This window comes from Chryseobacterium sp. PCH239, assembly GCF_018924625.1.
Taxonomy (GTDB): Bacteria; Bacteroidota; Bacteroidia; order Flavobacteriales; family Weeksellaceae; genus Chryseobacterium; species Chryseobacterium cucumeris.
In genome coordinates, this window is record NZ_CP073027.1 from 3,075,630 (window position 1) to 3,096,745 (window position 21,116).

18 protein-coding genes are annotated in these 21,116 nt (G+C 36.0%); 11 read left to right on the forward strand and 7 right to left on the reverse strand.

The features are described 5' to 3' along the window. The first annotated feature begins 3 nt into the window (after positions 1–3). The 3 genes from ribH (at position 4) to KBP46_RS14210 (ending at position 3,698) form a co-directional block, all read left to right on the forward strand. Positions 4–522: a 6,7-dimethyl-8-ribityllumazine synthase gene (gene ribH, locus KBP46_RS14200; protein ID WP_034691815.1), complete on the forward strand. Its 519-nt coding sequence runs from the start codon at positions 4–6 to the stop codon at positions 520–522. 168 nt (positions 523–690) lie between these two features. Then, on the forward strand, positions 691–2,769 hold the full coding sequence (locus KBP46_RS14205) for an alkaline phosphatase family protein (protein ID WP_216445489.1): 2,079 nt from the start codon (positions 691–693) through the stop codon (positions 2,767–2,769). Positions 2,770–2,834: 65 nt separating this feature from the next. Then, positions 2,835–3,698 (forward strand): neutral zinc metallopeptidase, encoded by an 864-nt coding sequence (locus KBP46_RS14210; protein WP_216443519.1) that lies wholly within the window; start codon positions 2,835–2,837, stop codon positions 3,696–3,698. A 60-nt stretch (positions 3,699–3,758) separates the two neighbouring features. On the opposite strand, the gene KBP46_RS14215 is transcribed toward KBP46_RS14210, so the two are convergent. Next, positions 3,759–4,619 (reverse strand): GLPGLI family protein, encoded by an 861-nt coding sequence (locus KBP46_RS14215; protein ID WP_120232422.1) that lies wholly within the window; start codon positions 4,617–4,619, stop codon positions 3,759–3,761. Positions 4,620–4,915: 296 nt separating this feature from the next. On the opposite strand from KBP46_RS14215, the gene KBP46_RS14220 reads away from it, so the two are divergent. The 4 genes from KBP46_RS14220 to sufD all read left to right on the forward strand — a co-directional run bounded on the left by KBP46_RS14220 (position 4,916) and on the right by sufD (position 9,234). Beyond that, complete coding sequence (locus KBP46_RS14220) at positions 4,916–5,245, forward strand: iron-sulfur cluster assembly accessory protein (protein WP_062673099.1); 330 nt, start codon at positions 4,916–4,918, stop codon at positions 5,243–5,245. An 83-nt stretch (positions 5,246–5,328) separates the two neighbouring features. Continuing rightward, positions 5,329–6,777, forward strand: coding sequence for a Fe-S cluster assembly protein SufB (gene sufB / locus KBP46_RS14225; protein ID WP_062673097.1), 1,449 nt, complete (start codon positions 5,329–5,331; stop codon positions 6,775–6,777). 241 nt (positions 6,778–7,018) lie between these two features. Beyond that, complete coding sequence (sufC, locus tag KBP46_RS14230; protein WP_034691829.1) at positions 7,019–7,762, forward strand: Fe-S cluster assembly ATPase SufC; 744 nt, start codon at positions 7,019–7,021, stop codon at positions 7,760–7,762. A gap of 164 nt (positions 7,763–7,926) precedes the next feature. Then, positions 7,927–9,234, forward strand: coding sequence for a Fe-S cluster assembly protein SufD (gene sufD / locus KBP46_RS14235; protein WP_123278805.1), 1,308 nt, complete (start codon positions 7,927–7,929; stop codon positions 9,232–9,234). A 73-nt stretch (positions 9,235–9,307) separates the two neighbouring features. On the opposite strand, the gene KBP46_RS14240 is transcribed toward sufD, so the two are convergent. Continuing rightward, entirely contained in the window at positions 9,308–10,231 is a 924-nt protein-coding gene (locus KBP46_RS14240) for a DUF3078 domain-containing protein (protein ID WP_062673095.1), read from the reverse strand. A 228-nt stretch (positions 10,232–10,459) separates the two neighbouring features. Beyond that, positions 10,460–11,386 (reverse strand): DUF3078 domain-containing protein, encoded by a 927-nt coding sequence (locus KBP46_RS14245; RefSeq protein ID WP_062673093.1) that lies wholly within the window; start codon positions 11,384–11,386, stop codon positions 10,460–10,462. Positions 11,387–11,635: 249 nt separating this feature from the next. Here KBP46_RS14245 and KBP46_RS14250 point away from each other — a divergent pair, with 249 nt between their 5' ends. The 4 genes from KBP46_RS14250 to KBP46_RS14265 all read left to right on the forward strand — a co-directional run bounded on the left by KBP46_RS14250 (position 11,636) and on the right by KBP46_RS14265 (position 15,592). Continuing rightward, positions 11,636–12,403 carry a rhomboid family intramembrane serine protease gene (locus KBP46_RS14250; RefSeq protein WP_062673091.1) on the forward strand — a complete coding sequence of 256 codons (768 nt, stop codon included), beginning with the start codon at positions 11,636–11,638 and terminating at the stop codon, positions 12,401–12,403. 33 nt (positions 12,404–12,436) lie between these two features. Then, positions 12,437–13,546, forward strand: coding sequence for a DNA-processing protein DprA (gene dprA, locus KBP46_RS14255; protein ID WP_062673089.1), 1,110 nt, complete (start codon positions 12,437–12,439; stop codon positions 13,544–13,546). Positions 13,547–13,736: 190 nt separating this feature from the next. Next, complete coding sequence (gene gdhA, locus KBP46_RS14260) at positions 13,737–15,095, forward strand: NADP-specific glutamate dehydrogenase (RefSeq protein WP_062673086.1); 1,359 nt, start codon at positions 13,737–13,739, stop codon at positions 15,093–15,095. A gap of 101 nt (positions 15,096–15,196) precedes the next feature. Further along, positions 15,197–15,592, forward strand: coding sequence for an iron chaperone (locus tag KBP46_RS14265; protein WP_253297049.1), 396 nt, complete (start codon positions 15,197–15,199; stop codon positions 15,590–15,592). Between the two features lie 42 nt (positions 15,593–15,634). On the opposite strand, the gene KBP46_RS14270 is transcribed toward KBP46_RS14265, so the two are convergent. From KBP46_RS14270 to KBP46_RS14285, 4 genes are all read right to left on the reverse strand, one after another. After that, the gene (locus KBP46_RS14270) at positions 15,635–15,937 is read right to left on the reverse strand and encodes a hypothetical protein (protein ID WP_216443520.1); all 303 of its coding nucleotides are present in this window, start codon (positions 15,935–15,937) and stop codon (positions 15,635–15,637) included. Between the two features lie 237 nt (positions 15,938–16,174). Beyond that, positions 16,175–16,633: a YkgJ family cysteine cluster protein gene (locus tag KBP46_RS14275; protein WP_216445491.1), complete on the reverse strand. Its 459-nt coding sequence runs from the start codon at positions 16,631–16,633 to the stop codon at positions 16,175–16,177. 29 nt (positions 16,634–16,662) lie between these two features. Beyond that, the gene (locus tag KBP46_RS14280; RefSeq protein ID WP_216443521.1) at positions 16,663–17,634 is read right to left on the reverse strand and encodes an ion channel; all 972 of its coding nucleotides are present in this window, start codon (positions 17,632–17,634) and stop codon (positions 16,663–16,665) included. Positions 17,635–17,981: 347 nt separating this feature from the next. Continuing rightward, a complete protein-coding gene (locus KBP46_RS14285; protein WP_216443522.1) occupies positions 17,982–21,101 on the reverse strand; it encodes a M60 family metallopeptidase in 3,120 nt (1,039 codons plus the stop codon). Positions 21,102–21,116: the final 15 nt, after the last annotated feature.

A 21,116-nucleotide genomic window follows, 5' to 3' on the forward strand; every position in this document is an offset into this window, starting at 1 on the left:
AAAATGGCAACAGTTAATCTATCCGATTACAAGCCACTTCATATAACTAATGCCGAAGATTTTTCTATCGGCATTGTTTTTTCTGAGTGGAATGATTTTGTAACTTACAATCTTCGTGATGCAGCTTTGGAAATCCTTGAAAAAGAAGGGGTAAAACCTGAAAATATCAAACTTTTCCCTGTACCAGGAGCTTTCGAATTAAGCTATGCTAGTATGCAGCTTTGCAAAGAGAGAAAATATGATGCAGTAATTTCTATAGGATGTGTGATCCGTGGGGAAACTCCACATTTTGACTATGTATGCTCTGCAGTAGCGCAGGGAATCAAAGACTGTAACATCATGACGGATACTCCTACAATCTTCTGTGTATTAACAGATGATAACAAAGAACAATCTATTGCAAGAAGCGGTGGAGATCTTGGAAACAAAGGGGTGGAAGCAGCCGTTACAGCGCTAAGAATGATTGACTTCAAAAAGAAATTATCTGATAAAAAGGGGAATATCGGTTTTGGACATTCTTAACTTTTTATTCACTTTAACAATATAAAGGGGCTATTTTTAATAGTCCCTTTTTTATTAGTATATAAATAATTCATAAATCTTATTAATAAAAAGGATGTTTTTCTTTTTTTCCGTCAAAAGTTCCCTACAAAAACTATCTTTGTGAAAATTAATAAAGACAGACAATACATGTTTTTAAAAAAAATAAAACCCTTCCTGTATTTAGGAATTTTCTATCTTATTATTTCGTTGATAATAAGAACCGTATTCTTTTTTCATCCTATTACTACTGCTAGTTTTGGATTTTTCGAAGTTGTAAAAGTTTTGCTGATAGGTCTGGTGAATGACATTTTTGTTTTCATACTGGCCAGTTCCATTCTCGCTCTTTACTTCCTCTTTCTTTCCAATTCAAAATATAAAAAACCTTACGGACACATTATTCTGAGTGCTCTGGTTCTATTCTTCCTTTATATATGGCTTGTGCCGAACAATATTTTCAAGCAGTATGGAGGTTCCATCATGGAAATAGCCCTTGTTTTCGTAGGGATAAAAACTCTTTTCTTTGGATTGATGCTTTTCCTTCCTACTCAAAGGATAAAAATACGTAACACATTATATTTCATCACATTATTATTATACGTTCTTCTGATCATTTTCAACGGAGTCAGTGAATACTTCTTCTATAATGAATTTGGAGTTCGTTATAATTTTATTGCTGTAGACTATCTTATTTATACCAATGAAGTGATTGGGAATATCATGGAAAGTTACCCTGTAATTCCATTGTTTTCTGCCATCATGCTTGTTACCCTTACCATCACGTGGTTCATTTATAAGAAAACAAAAGATGAATTGCTGGAACTTCCGGACTTTAAACAAAAAATGTTTCTTCTGGCTAGTTTTATGGTACTTTGCGCGTTAAGTGCGCTGGCAATACCGTCTTTGATGCAAATCAAATCTGACAATGTTTTCGCAGACGAAATTGAAGCCAACGGACTTCCTAAGTTCTACTGGGCGTTTACCCATAATGAACTGGATTACTTCCAGTTCTACTCGCAGATTAACCAGCAGCAGGCCGAAAAGAATTTCTTAAGCCAATATGCACAAAACACTTTATCAAGAGCTGTCGTTGCGGAGCAGCCTGAAGTTAAGAAAAATGTAGTATTAATCTCCATTGAAAGTCTTTCTGCAGATTTCATGGAACATTATGGCAATACCCAAAAAATCACTCCTTTCCTGGACAGTCTTGCTGATAAATCTCTCATGTTTACCAATCTGTATGCAACCGGAAACAGAACAGTACGCGGCTTGGAAGCTTTAACATTGTGTATTCCCCCAACTGCAGGGGAAAGTATCATCAAGAGAGATGACAATAAAAATAAATTCACAACCGGAAGTGTTTTCAAGTCTAAAGGATATGATGTCAAGTTTTTATACGGCGGATACAGCTATTTTGATAATATGCAGGACTTCTTCGAAGGGAACGGCTATGGAATTGTAGACAGAAACAACTTTAAACCTGAAGAAATCACTTTTGCCAATGTTTGGGGTGTTGCTGATGAAGATATGGCAAGAAAAGCTATTCAGGTGATGAATGCCGAAGCCAAATCAGGAAAACCGTTTTTCAATCACTGGATGACGGTTTCCAACCACAGACCTTTTACTTATCCTGACGGAAGAATTGATATTCCGGGAACGGCAAAATCCCGTGAAGGCGGTGTAAAATATACGGATTACTCTCTTAAGCTGTTCTTTGATATGGCTAAGAAACAGGATTGGTACAAGAATACGGTTTTTGTTATTATTGCAGACCATTGTGCATCCAGCGCCGGGAAAACAGAACTTCCAATGGATAAATACAGAATTCCTGCCATGATTTTCTCTGAAGGATTTATTCAGCCTCAGAAATTTGATGCACTGATGTCTCAGATAGATGTAATGCCTACTCTTATGGGATTATTAAATTTCAACTATCAATCTAAATTCCTGGGTCAGGATGTGTTTAAACCTGAATTCCAGCCTAAAGCTTATGTGGCAACCTATCAGGATCTTGGATTTATCAAAGGTGAACGTTTGACTATTATTTCGCCGGTTAAAAAGGTAAAACAGTATTCTTTGGAACTGGAAAAAAGTGATCTGAAACCGGAATTTAAACTGTATTACGACGAAAAATTATTAAAAGATCCAGATCAGAAACTGGTTGATGATGCTGTATCAGCCTATCAATCTACTTCTTACTGGCTCAAAACAAAACAACTCAACAGATAAATATCTAAATATTTTCGCTCATAATCTGGCGTAAAATATTTAAATTAACCCATAAATTTATTAGTATGAAATGGACAGACGACAGAGGCGGAAACGTTGATGACCGCCGTGGTTCAGGAGGCGGAAGTGGCGGTATGATTGTAGGAGGCGGACTCGGAACTTTAATTATAGCAGCCATCGTATTCTTTTTGGGAGGTGACCCATCCGGCATTTTGAATTCTGGCGGCATGCAGTCTTCAGGAAATTCCGGGGAACAGAGAGAGCTTACAGCCGATGAAAAACAAGTTGGAGAAATGGTTGATATGATGGCCAAATGGAATATTCTTACCTGGGATCAGATTTTTAAGGAAAATGGAATGACTTACAATGCTCCTCAGGTAGTTCTTTTCGAAAATACAACATCTTCAGCATGTGGTACTGCTCAATCTGCTATGGGACCATTCTATTGTCCGGCAGATCAGAAAGTCTATATGGATATGAGTTTTTTTGGTGAACTTCAGCAAAAATTCGGAGCTAAAGTAACAGAATTTACAGTAGCTTATGTTCTTGCGCATGAAGTAGGACACCATGTTCAGACCCTTTTGGGAACTACACAGAAAGTAGATGCGTTAAGAAGAAGCGGAAGATATTCCGAAGAGCAGATGAACAGAGTATCCGTAGCTACAGAATTACAGGCTGATTTCTATGCCGGAGTATGGGCAAAAAGAACCAATGACAGCAAACATATTCTGGAACCAGGAGATATTGAGTCTGCCATAGATGCTGCCGAAGCGGTTGGCGATGATAATATTCAGAAAAGAGCACAGGGATATGTGAATCAGGAAAGTTTTACTCACGGCTCTTCTGCACAGCGTAAAGAATGGTTTATGAAAGGTTACAACACCGGAGATATCAGACAGGGTGATACTTTCAACCAGCTATTAAAATAGTTTTTATCAAAAATTATAATGATATAAAAAAGCGGTCTTGACTTAAGACCGCTTTTTTATTTATTGCAATTCGATCGGATTTGAATTTTTCTTAGCCTCTTCTTTCACCCTTTCTTCCATTCTTTTTCTCATATCGGCAGGATTTTGATTTCCGCCGCCGGGACCTCTTCCGCCTCCGCCTATTCTTATTGTATTAGAAAATCCACCTTGTCCACCTCCACTTTGGCTCATAAACGACATTGGATCAGCTTTAAATTTTTGCTGCTGCTTGATATAATCTGTTCTTTTTACTTTCAAAGTATTTCCAAACTGGTTCAAAGCCGGAAACTCAGCAATTTTATAATTTTTCATTAAATCAAAAGAATAATCTCCTTTATCATCTTCCACTTTTACAATCAGTCCCGGAAGTCCACCGAACTTATAAGGTCCGTCCTGATAAGGTAGGTCAGTTGTAAACCACGCCGTCCATTTTCTTCCACCAAAATCAGTTTCAGCTTTCTGAACTTTATACTCGCCTATTTTTCTCGTTTCTGACTCTATTTTCCAGTTCAGTGGTCTGTCTTCTTCATATGAATAAATATCACGCCCAATTCTGTCTTTGAAATAGGTCTTTTGATTTGTTTTATCTTTTTCAATGGAATAGCTGATATTCGTTCTCAATCCTTCCATCTGATCTCTGTTGATGCTTGCTCTTCCGCCTCCGCTCTGAAATGCTTTTTGCATAATAGAATCTCTTTTGATTCTGTTTTCAGAATAAAACACTGATTTCTCCGGAGAAATATCCAGATAAGCATTTTCAGTCTTGATATCTGTTTTATTTTCCGCATCAGGCTTCATCGTCACCTGATATACGAATCTGTTGGTTTGTGCAGAAACATTCTGTATAAAGAACGCCAATGCGATAATACCTATTTTTTTCATTTATATTTTTATTTATTGAGCATTATCAAAAGAAAGACTTATTGTATCTATTTTTTGACAAGTTTTCTCCTTTATTGCTTCATTATAGATCTTCTTTATAGATTCAAAATATGATTCAAGGTTAAAATTATAAATAAAACCTTAACAGTAAACGGCTTAGTTTATCTTTTTTTAACATAATTTATCCTCGCAGAAATAGCTATTAATATCAGAATCATTAAAATAGATATCTTCGATTTGAGATTGCGGAAATTAGTTCGTATTTTTGCATCATTAAATCATTCTAAATAAATACAATGATAAAAGTATCAGACCATGCAAAGGAGAAAGCCATCCAGTTAATGACGGAAGATGGTTTTAACCCTGCTGAAGATTACATAAGAGTAGGGGTAAAAAGCGGCGGATGCTCTGGTTTAGAGTATGTTTTAAAGTTTGACAACGAAAAAACAGACACAGATCAGATTTTTGAAGATAATAACATTAAAATTATTATAGATAAAAAATCCATCCTTTATTTAGCAGGAACAACTCTTGAGTATTCAGGAGGATTGAACGGAAAAGGGTTTGTTTTTAACAACCCGAATGCATCCAGAACATGTGGATGCGGGGAATCATTTAGTCTTTAGAGAAAAGACATTAGATCCTAGATTTCAGACCTCAGAGCTACTCTGGATTTTGAAATCTAAAATCTGAAATCTAAAAAAAAGTAATGAGTAAATATACAGAAGACGATCTAAGAGTCGATCTAGAAAATAAAAAATATGAATTCGGTTGGGAGACGAAGATTGATTATGAAGACTTCCCGACTGGTTTAAACGAGGACATCATCCGTGCGATCTCTGCTAAAAAAGAAGAGCCGGAATGGATGACTGAATGGCGATTGGAATCTTTCAAAATCTGGCAGAAAATGGTAGAGCCTGAGTGGGCTAATATCAAATATGAAAAACCAGATTTTCAGGCAATCCGTTACTATGCTGCTCCAAAAGTAAAGCCTGAACTGGCAAGCCTTGACGAAGTAGATCCTGAACTATTGAAAACATTCGAAAAGCTAGGGATTAATATCGAAGAGCAAAAAAGACTTTCAGGAGTTGCTGTAGATATCGTAATGGACTCAGTTTCTGTGAAAACTACTTTCCAGGATACACTGGCAGAAAAAGGAATTATTTTCTGTTCGATCTCTGAGGCTATTAAAAACCACCCTGATTTGGTAAGAAAATATCTTGGAAAAGTAGTTCCGAGAGGGGATAACTTTTATGCAGCATTGAATTCCGCAGTATTTTCTGACGGAAGTTTCTGTTATATTCCTAAAGGAGTAAAATGCCCGATGGAACTTTCTACTTATTTCCGTATCAACCAGGCAGGAACAGGACAGTTTGAAAGAACGCTTCTTGTAGCTGATGAAGGAAGTTATGTCTCTTATCTTGAAGGATGTACAGCACCGTCAAGAGATGAAAACCAGCTTCACGCAGCGGTTGTAGAGCTTATCGCTTTAGACAATGCTGAAATTAAATATTCAACAGTACAGAACTGGTATCCTGGTAATGAAGAAGGTAAAGGAGGTGTATTCAACTTTGTAACAAAAAGAGGACTTTGCGAAAGAAATGCAAAAATCTCCTGGACACAGGTTGAAACAGGTTCAGCAGTAACGTGGAAATATCCATCTTGTATCCTTAAAGGAGACAATTCTATCGGAGAGTTCTACTCTATTGCGGTTACCAACAACCACCAGTATGCAGATACAGGTACAAAGATGATCCACATCGGAAAGAATACCAAATCAACGATTATTTCAAAAGGTATTTCTGCCGGAAAATCACAAAACTCATACAGAGGACAGGTAAAAGTAATGCCTTCTGCAAAAGGAGCAAGAAACTTTTCACAATGTGACTCTTTATTGATGGGTAATGAATGTGGAGCTCATACTTTCCCTTATATTGAAATCAAAGACCCTACGGCACAGTTGGAGCACGAGGCTACGACTTCAAAAATCGGGGAAGATCAGATTTTCTACTGTAACCAGAGAGGTATTGATACAGAAAGAGCCATTGCTCTGATTGTAAATGGTTTCAGCAAAGAAGTTTTGAACAAGCTTCCAATGGAGTTTGCTATTGAAGCTCAGAAATTACTTGAGATTTCATTAGAAGGTTCAGTAGGATAATATTATCAAAAAGAACCCTTCAGATAAAAACAAATTGATTTAAAGGCAAGGTTTTCAGAGTTTTTATCCGATGATCAACCGCTAAAACGGAAATATAAGTTATAGTCTTTATTGAAGATTATTATAAACATAAAATATAAAAAGCTTCTCTCCGTCTATTGAGGAAATATCCTAATATAAAGACGATGTGTATATAAAGGAAAGAAGCTCATACAATTATAAAAAGCAAAAGTTAGCAAGAATGTTACAAATTAAAGACCTTCACGCCAAAATTGAAGATGGCGCAGAAATATTAAAAGGTATTAATCTTGAAATAAAGCCGGGCGAAGTTCACGCGATCATGGGACCAAACGGAGCTGGTAAATCTACCCTATCTTCTGTAATCGCAGGAAAAGAAGATTACGAAGTAACTGGTGGAGAGATTCTTTTCGAAGGACAGGACATCAGTGAAGAAGCTCCTGAAGATAGAGCTCACAAAGGGATTTTCCTTTCTTTCCAGTATCCAGTGGAAATTCCGGGAGTTTCTGTAACGAACTTTATCAAAGCTGCTTTGAACGAGACGAGAAAAGCAAACGGACTGGAAGAAATGCCGGCAAAAGAAATGCTTGCATTAATTCGTGAGAAGTCTGAAAAACTGGGAATTAAAAAAGATTTCCTTTCAAGATCATTGAACGAAGGATTCTCCGGAGGTGAAAAGAAAAGAAATGAAATTTTCCAGATGATGATGCTTAATCCTAAGCTGGCAATTCTTGATGAAACTGATTCAGGATTGGATATCGATGCTTTAAGAATCGTAGCAGATGGAGTAAATCATTTTAAAAATGAAGGAAATGCAGTTCTTTTGATTACGCATTATCAAAGATTACTAAACTATATTCAGCCTGATTTTGTTCACGTTTTAGCAGATGGAAAAATCATCAAAACAGGTGATAAGTCTTTAGCATTAGAACTTGAAGAAAAAGGTTACGACTGGCTTCTTAACTAAGAAGAATATATATTATTTCAGAGATTAACCTTTCCTGTAATCATTCATACAATGTGGCAGAAAAGAATCTCTACTATTAAAAATTGGTTTTCCTATTCCTCGGAATAACAATATTTTAGTTAATAAAAAAAGAAAAAATGGTGCAAACCACAGATATACCAGTAATGGCATTAAAAGAACAAATTATAGAGAACCATAATGAATTTTTGGAGAGTCTTCGTCACAGATTTCTGGATGAGGAAAGAAAAACAGCGCTTCAGAAATTTGCAAACCTTGGTTTTCCTACTAAAAAAGACGAAGAATATAAATATACCAATCTAAAGGAGATCACGGAAAAAAGCTACAACTTCTTCCCGAAAGAGCACCACAATATCACTAAAGAGCAGTTTGATGAACTACACCTTGGAGAAGAAAATTTTGATTGGATTGTTTTTGTAAACGGTAAGCTTCACAAAGAGTTATCTAAAGTTTCTATTGAAAATGTAGAATTCCTTTCATTCAATTATGCATTGAATGATGAGAAGCATAAAGAGGTTTTTGAAAAGTATTTCAATACGATTGCTTCCAAAGAACAGGCTTTTACGAACCTGAACCTTGCTTACTGCAAATATGGCTTCTTCCTTAAAGTTCCTAAAAATGTAGTGATTGAAAAGCCAATCCACGTTTTTTACATTTCTCAGAATCAGGAGGAAAACACATTCTACAATACCAGAAACCTTTTGATCGTAGAAGAAGGAGCAAAAGTAGAAGTGATTGAAAGCCACCATAATTTTGACAGCACTTACGTACTGACAAACTCTGTGACGGAAATCTTTACCTATCCGAATGCAAAAGCTGACTGGCACAAGCTTCAGAACGATAACAACACAACCTATCTTATCGACAATACTTTCGCAAGACAGGAGAAAGACAGTTTAACAACGGTAAACACATTCTCTTTCGGAGGTAAACTGGTAAGAAACAACCTTGATTTTATTCATAATGGATCTAATATCAATTCATTCATGAACGGAATTACCATTATCGGGAAAGATCAGTTGGTAGACCACCATACAGCAGTTCACCACAACTTCCCGAATTGTGAAAGTTACCAGAACTACAAAGGAATCTTTGATGGGAATGCTCACGGAGTTTTCAACGGAAAAGTTTTTGTGGACAAAATTGCTCAGAAAACAAATGCTTATCAGCAGAATAACAATGTATTGCTAAGTGAAGGGGCAAGTATTGATACAAAACCTCAGTTAGAAATTTTTGCAGACGATGTAAAATGTTCTCATGGATGTACCGTAGGACAATTGAATGAAGATGCTTTATTCTACCTTAGAGCAAGAGGAATTTCTAAAAAAGAAGCTCAGGCATTACTTTTATATGCTTTTGCGAATGATGCAATGCAAAACATTGATATAGAGCCTCTAAAAGAGAAAATTTCAAAGCTTTTAGCTGAGAAATTAGGAGTTGATATAGAATTCTAAGACTTATATATTGATAAACAAAAGCACTTCAAAATGAAGTGCTTTTTTATTGTATCATATAGTATGTTTCTACTTATTTTTTCAACCAGCTTTGGTTATCTTTATTTTCTGAACGTTTCTTACCATTATCAAAATTATAAGCCAATCCTACGCCTAAAGTCTGCTTCAACTGAGTCTTCCATATCTGATTATGATCATACAAAAGATCCAAAGTAACGTTGGTAGAAATATATTTATTGATTTTCATGCTTAAAACTCCGCTATATCCAAGGACAAGCCTGTCCGGATGATCAAGGTAGTTTGAGAATACAGAAGCCGTATTCAGTAAGGTTATGTTCTCCATAATTTTCAGCTTGTACATTGCCGTTCCCAGAAAACCGAATTGGAAAAGAGAAGAATCTCCATCGTTTTTAAGACCGTAAGTTCCTGCCTTCTGAAGATCTTCGTCTAAAACGAAAGTCCATCTGGCATTTGCAGGCCGTAAAGTAACTGTAAGATTATCATTGGGACGGTATGTAACCCCTGCTCCTACACTCAGATATCCGGGAGCCATAAAATTGGAAATCTTTTTTGCATCAGGATTATTTCCATCTTCATAACCCGGAGCAAACTGAGTCTGAAGCCCTGCTCCTGCAGACAAATACCAATGTTTGGCAAATTCTCTACCATAGTTTGTAGAAAGATTAATGACATCCTGTGTTTTTCTAACTCCGGTTCCCTGTGTGTTATTTTGCCCGTATCCCAGAATAATAATATTTTCCCAAAGATCTTTCCCTTTTTCATACGTCAGGTTGTAATTAACACCAGCAAGCCAGCCAACGTTGTTAGCTCCACCTCCTACCCAGTTTGAAAAGGCAGCCTGGTTAAGCATTAATGTATTTTGCCCCTGAATAGACCATGCTTTAATGGTGTCTGATGCCGGAGCTTCTGTCTTAGCCTCCTGAGCGAATGCTACAGCTCCCAAAGAGATAGAACTGATCAATAAAAGTTTTTTCATAATGTTGATTTATTACAAATGTATAAATAATAATTTATGCCATCATAAAATTCACTTTAAAATGAATTTAACATAACTAAAAATACGCGCATAAACAACTGAAATTAAACGACTTGTAAATAAAACAATTCCTAATCAAACTTAAGTCAACTTAAAATTACAGAATTTTATAAAGAAAAAACACCTCATTTCTGAAGTGTTTTTTAACTATAATATAAATTTTCCAAACTATTTTTTGATCCACCACTGGCTGTCTTTGCGATCAGAACGTTTTACACCATTTGCGAGCGTATAGGCAAATCCGATTCCAAGAGTTTGTTTCAGCTGTGTTTTCTCTATCTGATTATGATCGTATAGCAAGTCTACGGTCACATTGGAGGATATGTATTTATTCACTTTCAGGTTCAGCAAAGCTCCATAGGCAAGAACTAATCTGTCCGGGTGATCAAGGTAATTCGAGAAGACAGAAGCCGTATTGGTTAAATAAATATCTTCCATTATTTTCAATTTATATATTGCTGTTCCCAGAAAACCGAATTGTAATAACGAAGTATCTCCATCATTTTTTAAACCATAGCTGCCTGCTGTCTGAAGGTCTTTATCCAGTACAAATGTCCATCTGGCGTTGGTAGGACGTAACGTTACAGTGAGATCATCATTGGGTCTGTATGTGATACCCATCCCGACGTTCAGGTAGCCCGGCGCCATAAAATTGGATATCTTTTTCGCATCAGGGTTATTTCCGTCTTCATATCCTGCAGCAAACTGTGATTGAAATCCTGCTCCCATAGAGAAATACCAGCTTTTTGAGAATTTTCGTCCATAATTGGTAGAAACATTGATAACGTCCTGTGTTTTTCTGATACCCTGGCCTTTTGTATCATTCTGCCCATATCCAAGAATAATGATATTTTCCCAAAGGTCTTTATCTTTTTCATACGTCAGATTATAATTCAATCCGGCAAGCCATCCAACGTTATTGGCACCACCGCCTACCCAGTTTGAAAAGGCAGCCTGATTAATCATTAATGTGTTTTTTCCTAAAACCGACCAGTATTTTATGGTATCTACCACTGCGGAATCTTTTTTCAATTCTTCTTGTGCACTTGCATATATTCCTATAAAACAGGAAAGAATCAATAAAAACTTCTTCATTACTCTAAATAATTTTCAATGCAAAAATATTAATATAATTTTTTTAAAAGCTAAAATCAGCTTTAAAAGAACCAATTTCTATAAAGTTGAATTACCTCATAACAAGATATTTCTATAAAATCAATGCCCAATAATGAGTTCAAAAGTTAAATTTAACACCTTTTGTCTTAAAATCAGGACGGTAGAAACTTATTCATCGACAAATTTTCCGAAATTTATCATTGGCTTTTGATTTGACGTAAAACCCACATGTTCAAAAATGTAATTTCCAAAAGAGCGGTTATATACCCATTGCTGATGCTTTCAACGATGTGGTTCGGGTATTTTTTACAAATGCAGGGCTTTTTTCAAAGCTGTTTTGGAGCCATTATTCCTCTCTTGCCTGAGGGATTGCTTGGTGTAGTTACCTCTCCCCTTTTACATGGAAATATCGATCATATTATAGGAAATTCCATTCCCATAGCAGCACTTATGTTTTTGCTGTATCAGTTTTATCCATTGGTTGCCAACAAAGTTTTTATCATCGGCTGGCTGGCAACGGGACTTTTGGTATGGCTTCTTCCTCCTATTGATATTCTTACCGGTGAATATATGTACACCTGTACCATCGGAGCAAGTGGCGTGGTTTATGTACTCGCTTTTTTCCTATTCTTCAGCGGGGTATTTAAATGGAATACGAAGCTTCTCACAATTTCAATGCTTGTTGTGCTTTATTATGGCAGTTTGATATGGGGGATGCTTCCTGAAGAACTGTTTTACAACATGCAGGAGCCGAGCAAAATTTCTTGGCAGGCCCATCTTTCAGGAGCTGTAGTAGGCAGTATTATTGCATTTGCTTTTAAAAATGTTGGCGAAAAGAAGAAAAAATTTATCTGGGAGTTTCCAAATTATTACAGCGAAAAAGATGATAAATTGTGGCAGGAATACAAGGAAAATCATCCTGAAGACTTTATGGAACTTCCATACAAGAAAAAAGATGATATCTGGGACCATTTGGATGAATTGAGAAAAAGATAAAACTTATTTCATTACATTTGAAAAAAAACACACATGACCTCAGAAGAATACTTTTATGCCATCGCCCTCCGCGAATGCAGCCAGATTGGCGATATCCATTTTCATAAACTTGTCCGTACTTTCGGAAGCGCTCAGGAAGCCTGGAAAAGAGCCAAAAAAGAATATAAAAAGCTGGAAGGAATAGGACAAAGAACAGTTTCAGATATTGGAAATAAGTCTCATTTGGAATTCGCAGAAGAAGAATTAAATTTTTGCGAAAAAAATAATATTCAAATCAGGTTAAAACACCTCAAAGAAATCCCGTCTCTACTTAATGAATGTAATGATACTCCCGCTATTCTTTATCAAAAAGGGAATATTGAGGATGCACAGCCAAAAATAAGTATTGTAGGAACCCGAAATATGACCGCTTATGGAAAACAGTTTATTGAAAACTTTTTTGAAGCAACACGATCCTCAAAATATACATCCATAAGCGGTCTCGCTTTAGGCGTCGATAAAGAAGTTCATGAACAGTCTATTTGTCATCAAAAGCCTACTGTAGCTGTTCTTGCACATGGTTTTCAATATCTATATCCGGCAAAAAACAGAAAACTTTCTGAAAAAATTTTACAGGAAGGAGGAGCATTAATAACGGAGTTCAGCTCTTCCAGAAAACCTGACCGGGAAAACTTTATCCAGAGAAACAGAATTGTGGCAGGAATATCCCCTGCAACGATTGTAGTGGAAACCGGTTTCGGAGGAGGCTCTGTGAGCACAGCAGCCTTTGCCAATGATTATAACCGTGATGTTTTTGCACTGCCTGGAAAAATTACAGACAGTTCTAGCCAGGGATGTAATCAGCTGATTTTCCATAATAAAGCAACGGCAATTTCTACCATAAAAGATCTTATAGAACTCCTTGGATTAAATGATCCTAAAGAAAAAATGGAAGAGTTATTTCCTTATAGCGAGACCAAACTACAATTATCTGACAATCAGAACTTAATATATCAATCTATTCAATCTTATCCTCAAATCTGTTTAGACGATCTCTCCATGAGAATTGATCTTCCTACTCATAAAATCTTACCAATAATTTTAGAATTGGAACTTTTAGGGAAAGTAAAATCATTTTCCGGGAGGCAATTCATCGCAATTTAAGATTTAATGATTTCTTAATATTGCATTATTTCATATATAACATTTCATTTTTAATAAAATTTAAACACAAATTATCAATTTAATAATATTACGAAACATTATTATTTAATTTTTAACAATGTTAAAATATAGTGTTGTGAATCTTGAAAAAAAAATTAAATTTGTTGACAATAATATTCAACCTTAATATATGGAACAATATAATATTGACCAGAAAATCCAAGAGTTTATTGCAAAAATTGAAGCAAAAAATCCTAACGAACCGGAATTTTTACAGGCTGTAAAAGAAGTTGCCGTAACCGTAATTCCATTCATTGCTACTAAAAAAGAATATACCGGAATGAAGCTGCTTGAAAGAATGGCTGAAGCTGAAAGAATTATTATTTTCAGAGTTCCATGGGTTGATGACAAAGGAGAAATTCAGGTTAACAGAGGTTTCAGAATTCAAATGAACTCTGCTATTGGACCATACAAAGGAGGAATCCGTTTCCACCCTACTGTAAACTTATCAGTTCTTAAATTCCTGGCGTTCGAACAAGTATTCAAAAACTCTTTGACAACTCTTCCAATGGGAGGTGGTAAAGGAGGTTCAGATTTCGATCCACAAGGAAAATCTGATATGGAAGTAATGCGTTTCTGCCAGGCTTTCATGACAGAATTATGCAAACACATCGGTCCTGAAACAGACGTACCTGCAGGAGATATTGGTGTTGGAGCAAGAGAAATCGGATATTTATTCGGACAGTACAAGAAAATCAGAAATGAGTTTACCGGAGTTCTTACAGGAAAAGGTCTTGCTTACGGAGGTTCATTAATCCGTCCTGAAGCTACAGGATATGGTGTAGTATACTTCGCAGAGCAGATGCTTAAAACGATCGGACAGGATTTCAAAGATAAAATTGTAACAGTATCAGGTTTCGGAAACGTAGCGTGGGGAGTTATTAAAAAAGCAACTGAACTAGGTGCTAAAGTTGTAACAATCTCTGGTCCTGACGGATATATCTACGATAAAGATGGTATCAGCGGAGAAAAGATCGATTATTTATTAGAACTTAGATCTTCTGGTAATAACAGAGCGGAAGACTATGCTAAAAAATATCCATCAGCTGAGTTCCACGCTGGAAAACGTCCTTGGGATGTGAAGTGTGACGTAGCTTTCCCTTCTGCAACTCAAAACGAACTGGATTTAGATGATGCAAGAAAATTAGTTGAAAACGGATGTATCTGTGTAACTGAAGCGGCTAATATGCCTTCTACACTTGATGCTATCAACTATTTCTTAGATAATAAAGTATTATTCTCTCCTGGTAAGGCTTCCAACGCTGGAGGTGTTGCTACATCAGGATTAGAAATGACTCAGAACTCTATTCGTCTTAACTGGACTTCTGAAGAAGTTGATGCAAGATTAAAGGAAATCATGATCGGTATCCACAAAGCTTGTAGAGACTACGGAAAAGACGAAGACGGTTATGTAAACTACGTAAAAGGTGCAAATATTGCCGGCTTCGTAAAAGTAGCAGAAGCAATGTTGGCTCAAGGAGTTGTGTAACAAAAAACAAAGGTTGGGAAAAACTCCCGACCTTTTTTGATATAGCCTGTTCCCGGGATAATGGGAAAAAAGTAAAAAGTGAAAGGAGAAAGCGCTGCTATATGCAGCGCTTTTTTTATTTTTATATGATGCAAAACACCTTTAAAAATATTGATGAATATATTCTTCTGTTTCCGATAGATGTACAGAAAAAATTACTGGAACTTAGAAAAGTAATTCATTTACAGGTTCCGGATTTGGAAGAATATATTGGATATCAGATGCCGGCCTTCCGGTACAAAGGAAAACCGTTGATTTATTTTGCAGTATATAAAAAGCATATCGGATTCTATCCCGGAGCTGAGGGTATTTATAATTTTAAAAAAGATTTTGAGGAAAGAAAGTATAAATTTTCAAAAGGAGCTGTTCAATTTCCCATCACTGAAAATCTGCCGCTGGATCTGGTCACCAAGATTTTATTGTTCAAAGTGGAAGAAATTGAACAAAAAAAATCCTGAAATACAAGATTTCAGGATTCCGACTAGTGTTTGCTAAGTGCTTTACTTTTTCTTCTTTTTGTCTTTCTTCTCTTCTTTAGGAGCATCTGCAGGCTTAGTAGCCTCAGTAGGCGTTGTACTTACTGATGGATCCGTTGCAGGTGCAGTTTCCATTGTAGTTGCAGGTGATTTTTCCTGTTGATTCTTTGGATCCGAAGGACTTGTAGTCTGTGTATTCGGTTGTTGAGTCTGAGTTGTCGTAGTGTTATTAGTAGAAGTATCGGCCGGCTTTTGTGGTGTTGATTGTGCTGATACTGCTATTACTCCGACTAATGTAAACGCTGCCGTTAAAAATAACTTTTTCATAATGTAATATTTAAATGATTGTTTAACTTAAACGAGACATCATTTATAAAATTATGTGTAAAAGACTTATTTAACGTACTTTATAATTATTTAAGAGGAATTTGCAAAAATGAGTTAGAGTGATTTGGCTGGAAGAGGGATGTTGGAAGCAGGAAGTTTATTAGATTAGAAGTCGCAGTTTTTCTGATCAAAGATGAGAGCTCCCAATCCCCATCTCCCCTCTTCCTGCTTACAAAGCTATTTTCCTATATTCTTCATCATTTTTTCTACAAATTCAAATGCTGCAGGGCAGATAACTGTATTTTTCAGCATCAAATTATTGATCTGATAAATCTTTTTACGGTCTGTATGAGGATATTCACGGCAGGCTTTTGGTCTTACGTCGTAGATAGAGCATGTATTATCGTCGTTCAGAAAAAAACAGGGAAGATTCTGCAATACCTTATCATTATCTTCATCTACTCTCAAAAATTTTGCTTCAAAGTCTGCAGACTTTATTCGGAGATGTTTGGAAATTCTCTCAATATCTTTTTCGGTATAGAGAGGTCCCGTTGTTTTGCAACAATTGGCACACTGCAGACAATCTATTTCTTCAAAAACTTCATCATGTGTCTCCTGCACTATATAATCGAGATTCTTGGGCGGTTTTTTCTTTAATCCGTCCAGAAATTTCTTGTGTTCTTTCTGCTTTTGTATCGCCTGTTTTTATAAAAATCTAAATCCATTTATTCTTTGTTTCTCACGGACTCCGGAAGTTCTTCTTTTTTATACTCGTTAATTTTATCCAGATCCAGTACCGTTGAGAGATTTTCTTTATTTGGATAATACATCGGAACAAATTTGGCTCCATATACAATTTCTCCAGTAGTGTATGAAGATCTTTGAACCACCGTATTTGAAAATACTTCATCAAATGCGCGTACCTGTACGATGAGCTCAAGATCTGTATTTTTAAAATCCTCTTCAGAAAAACCGTAAAACGGAGAGTTTTCATCAATTTTATGCACTACAGTCCAGTTGAGAGCCAACGTATTGATCTTACTCATCTGCGTGGTAAGTCGGTAAAAATTACTTTTGGCAACCCCATTTTCCACAACTTCAATAGCTACCGATAAAATTACGTCGGCATCCGTCAATGCATTATTTTTATAGGGAGCAAGCCTGAACATCAATGCTGAAGATTCCTGAAAAGGAGCAATAACTGCTATATCAGAAAATCTAAGATATGCCCGTGGTCTTGAAAATCTTCCGTAAAAAAGCCCTGTTGCAATGGCAAAGGTAAGCAATCCCAGAAAAGCTTCAAAAGTTGCTACAAGACTTGCCAAAAATCCTACCGGAGCTATCCTCCCATATCCAACTGTGGTGAATGTCTGGGAACTAAAGAAAAAGACATCAATAAATTCATTGAGTGGATCACTTTTATCTATTCCTGTAAGATGCTCTACCCCAATCAGATAATAGATCATTGCAAACAGTAGATTAATGAGAATATAAGCGATAACCAGATAAGAAATAAAACGAAATGAGGACAAATTCAGCATAGTGTGATACCAGCTTAACCTGTTAAAAACATTAACGCCTCTTCGCTGAACATTCGGGAGACCATCTTTATTGATGAACCTTCCTGAGGCATTGTTTCCGAAACCACTGTTCTCCGCATTTTTCTGACGGATCTTTTTTCTGAATCCTCCTGTCATTTTTTAATCATTTTGACTTTGTTATATTATGATTTTCCTCTACAATAAGCCAGTTGATGATTAGCTCTTTCTTTCAGCATACAGATATTTTAAAAGGCAAAGTTAAGCATAGAACACATTATGATGCTTAATTTTTTAAGTAATCATTTTTTTAAATTACTCCCTTCAGATGATAGATGATTTTACCATGGACTCTCTATAAAGCTATTTACTTAAAATGAATAAAAAAACAGCAGAAATTCAAATTTTTCTGCTGTTTATATCATTTATTAAATCCCAATTACACAATAGCGTTTCATGCGGGGGCAATTGGGCAATCTCAAATTCCGGCGAATTAATTACTAATATTATTCTTTAATAATTTTAGACTGATATTTATTGGTCCCGTTACTTATTGAAATAATATAAATTCCCGTTTTCAGATCTTTTATTTTATCGTTAATTTCCTTATTGATGTCACTTAGAGAGCCTTTTGCTGAAATCAATAACGTCCCTGTCATATCAGATAATTCAGCGTTCAGATTTTCTCTTGAATTTTTAATATGGATAACCAGTTTTTGTCCATTCTTTAAGGGATTCGGATAAATAATAAAGTCATTATTATTTGTCTTACTATCCTTAACAGCTAAAGTATTTGCGGGATAAACGAGAATTTTTTGCCCGTTATATCCTACTGCATATACTTTCAAAGCATTGGAAGGGAAATCAACATATGTATTGGCCAATGTAGTATCTCCAGTTCCTACGATAGAAACACTGATGAGCTGGTCACCTGCATCATAAGTTTCAAATGCAACAGCATTATTCCACTTAGAATTATTTACCAATAAAAACTGACCTTGCGCATTGTTCACAATCTGGGCCCCAATTCCTGTAATTCCTGAGACAGGAAGAAGATTTTTATAGGCATTCACGCTATTTGCCGAAAGATAATTAATCACAGGAGATACTGGTTTTGCATACCCCTTCATTAAAACATAGGCTTTCACATCATCAATCATACTTTGTGTAATCGTAAGCTGACCGTTTGAGTAATCTGAAATTGTAGCATTAATAGGTTTTAAAAAACCTGTATTGGTAAAGAAATCTGTAAGGTCTTCCTGCACAGCGTCACAGGTATTTTTCACAAAATTCATGACCATTTGTCCATTGGTAAGCTGGGTTTCGTTTGTGTTTCTTACTTTTTCAGCTACTGTAGCAAACCAATGTGCATAATCTATTCCCGGAACAGCAGGTATAACCGGAGGCGTATCTTCATCTGACATATCCGAATCAAATGCAAGCGTAGATGCACTTTTTGAAGCACCCGCCAATTGATAATACAATTCTAATTGCCAAAACGGAATAAGGCTTCTGAAATTTGCATCTGCAGGATTCACATAATCTGTTCTGAACTGATCCATAATACTCTTCCCGTTAATTTGGGTTTGAATAATAATTTCTCCAAATCTGTTTCCTGCCACTTTAGGGAAAGCCGTTTTATCAGCAATTTCACCTTCCAGTCTTGTAAATCTGTTAGCTCCTGTTGGTGAATACAAATTGTAATATGCCCAAAGCGAGTACATATTATTTGTAATTTCTGTCGTTCCGATCCATCTTAGCCCAGGTCTAATCTGATTGACATGCCCTAATTCATGAGCGACTCCCCAAAAGTCCAGACCAGTTGCTGAAGCAGAATTTGAAAGCCCCCAAGTGAGATCTAAATGAGCACCCAGGCCTCCTGCATACCAGCCTCCAGAAGATTCTGTATAAACAAGCTGTCTGTTTTTAAGATTTTTATTAAACTTAAAAAAGCCCATCATTTCTCTTTCAGATTTAACAATTGCATCGTATTTATCAATTAAAGGCTGAGCGGTGGTGAAATGGAAATTGCTTATCACAGACTTATCCATCATCAATTTCGTGTAATAACCTTCTATATCAATTTTTGGATAGACATCATTAGTCAGCATTTCAATCCATTCTGCAGACGCTGTACCCTTTTTATATATACCATTTACAATCCCTGCTGTAATATTTGCCGATACAGGTAATGCATTTACATCATCAGTGTAATATGAAATGTATCCCAGTCCGGCATTTGTAATATTAAGAATATTCAGTCCATTTTTCAATTCATAAGATTTTTCAGGAGAAGCTCCTTCAGTAGCGAAATCTCTTATTTTTAAATAAACTTTGTTTGCCTCCGTAATATCTTTGGCAAAAACAATAGCAGTAGTATTAGCCTGAAATGCTAACCCTGTCGGATTTTCATAGCCATTATAATTCCCTAGCTTATACTGGTTGTTTATGGATTCAATTGTTTTATATGCCGTAAAAGTCTGAACTCTGTATTTTCTATTATAGGTATTATTAAATAAACACTGAGCTAACCCTTTAATGAAAGGTGAGGGAATTGCATCAATATCCTGCTGGGTTATTGTTGGTTTTAAAGTACTGAAAAGAGTATCATTAAAAATATTTGAATAAGCTGAAAGATTAAAACTATTAGGGCTGTTCTGAAAAAATTCCATTTCAGCACAACTGGCAAAATTGTTTTTACCATCAAGAACCTCAATCTTTATATTTAAAGGAGTAATGGCAGAAGGAAAAACTACCGTTTTAATAGTACTCGTTTGTCCAAAATTTTGAGTAGCAATATCAACATAAGCAGGGTTAGAAATGGTATTATAACTTATTTTTACATTTCCGAAAAGACCATTAGGCCCGCCATCTTGTCTTGGGGTGTACCTTAAATAATTCATAGATGTCTGCCCATCAAACTTATAAATCAGAGAAATAGGAAAAGTGGCTGCTGTAGCATTCCAGCTGCAATGATAAAGCGTACTTACATTACCATCAAAGGATTTCTCTATATTTTCTCCCGATTGGAAACTTGAAGCCGAAGATCCTGCCACCTGAGGCAACACAGGAATATCCGCATACCCTGAAAACTCATTGGTGGGAAGTGTACATTCTGTTTGTATAGGGTCCATCTGTTCTTCAGAATAAAACTCCATCTCTGCACAACTTGAAAAATTATTTTGAGCACTTAGAACATCAATCCTAATAACATCAGGATGAACAATTGCTGTTGGCAAATCTATTGTTTTTGCCGTATTATCAGATGCCCAGGAAATAACTCCGGTTGCTGCTATAAAAACAGAAGGATCGGATTGCGTAGAATAGGAAACCTTCACACTTGTCCATATTCCATTAGGACCTGTTGTTCTAGGCTTGTACACCAACTTTTTTACACTTTTTACCCGACTGGAAAATTTGAAATTTAACTGATCCGGAAGTGCAGTACTCAAATTATACCGCGAATGATAAAGTGTATTCACATTATTATCATTACACATTCCTGCCTCCTGCCCGGGCTGTGGTGGTTGTAACGAACTTACATAAGCTATAGGCATTTTATATTGCTGAGCAAAAACTATCTGTAAGAAGAACAGAAATAAAAGGATAAAATAATTTTTTTTCATCTTGTTGTAATTTTT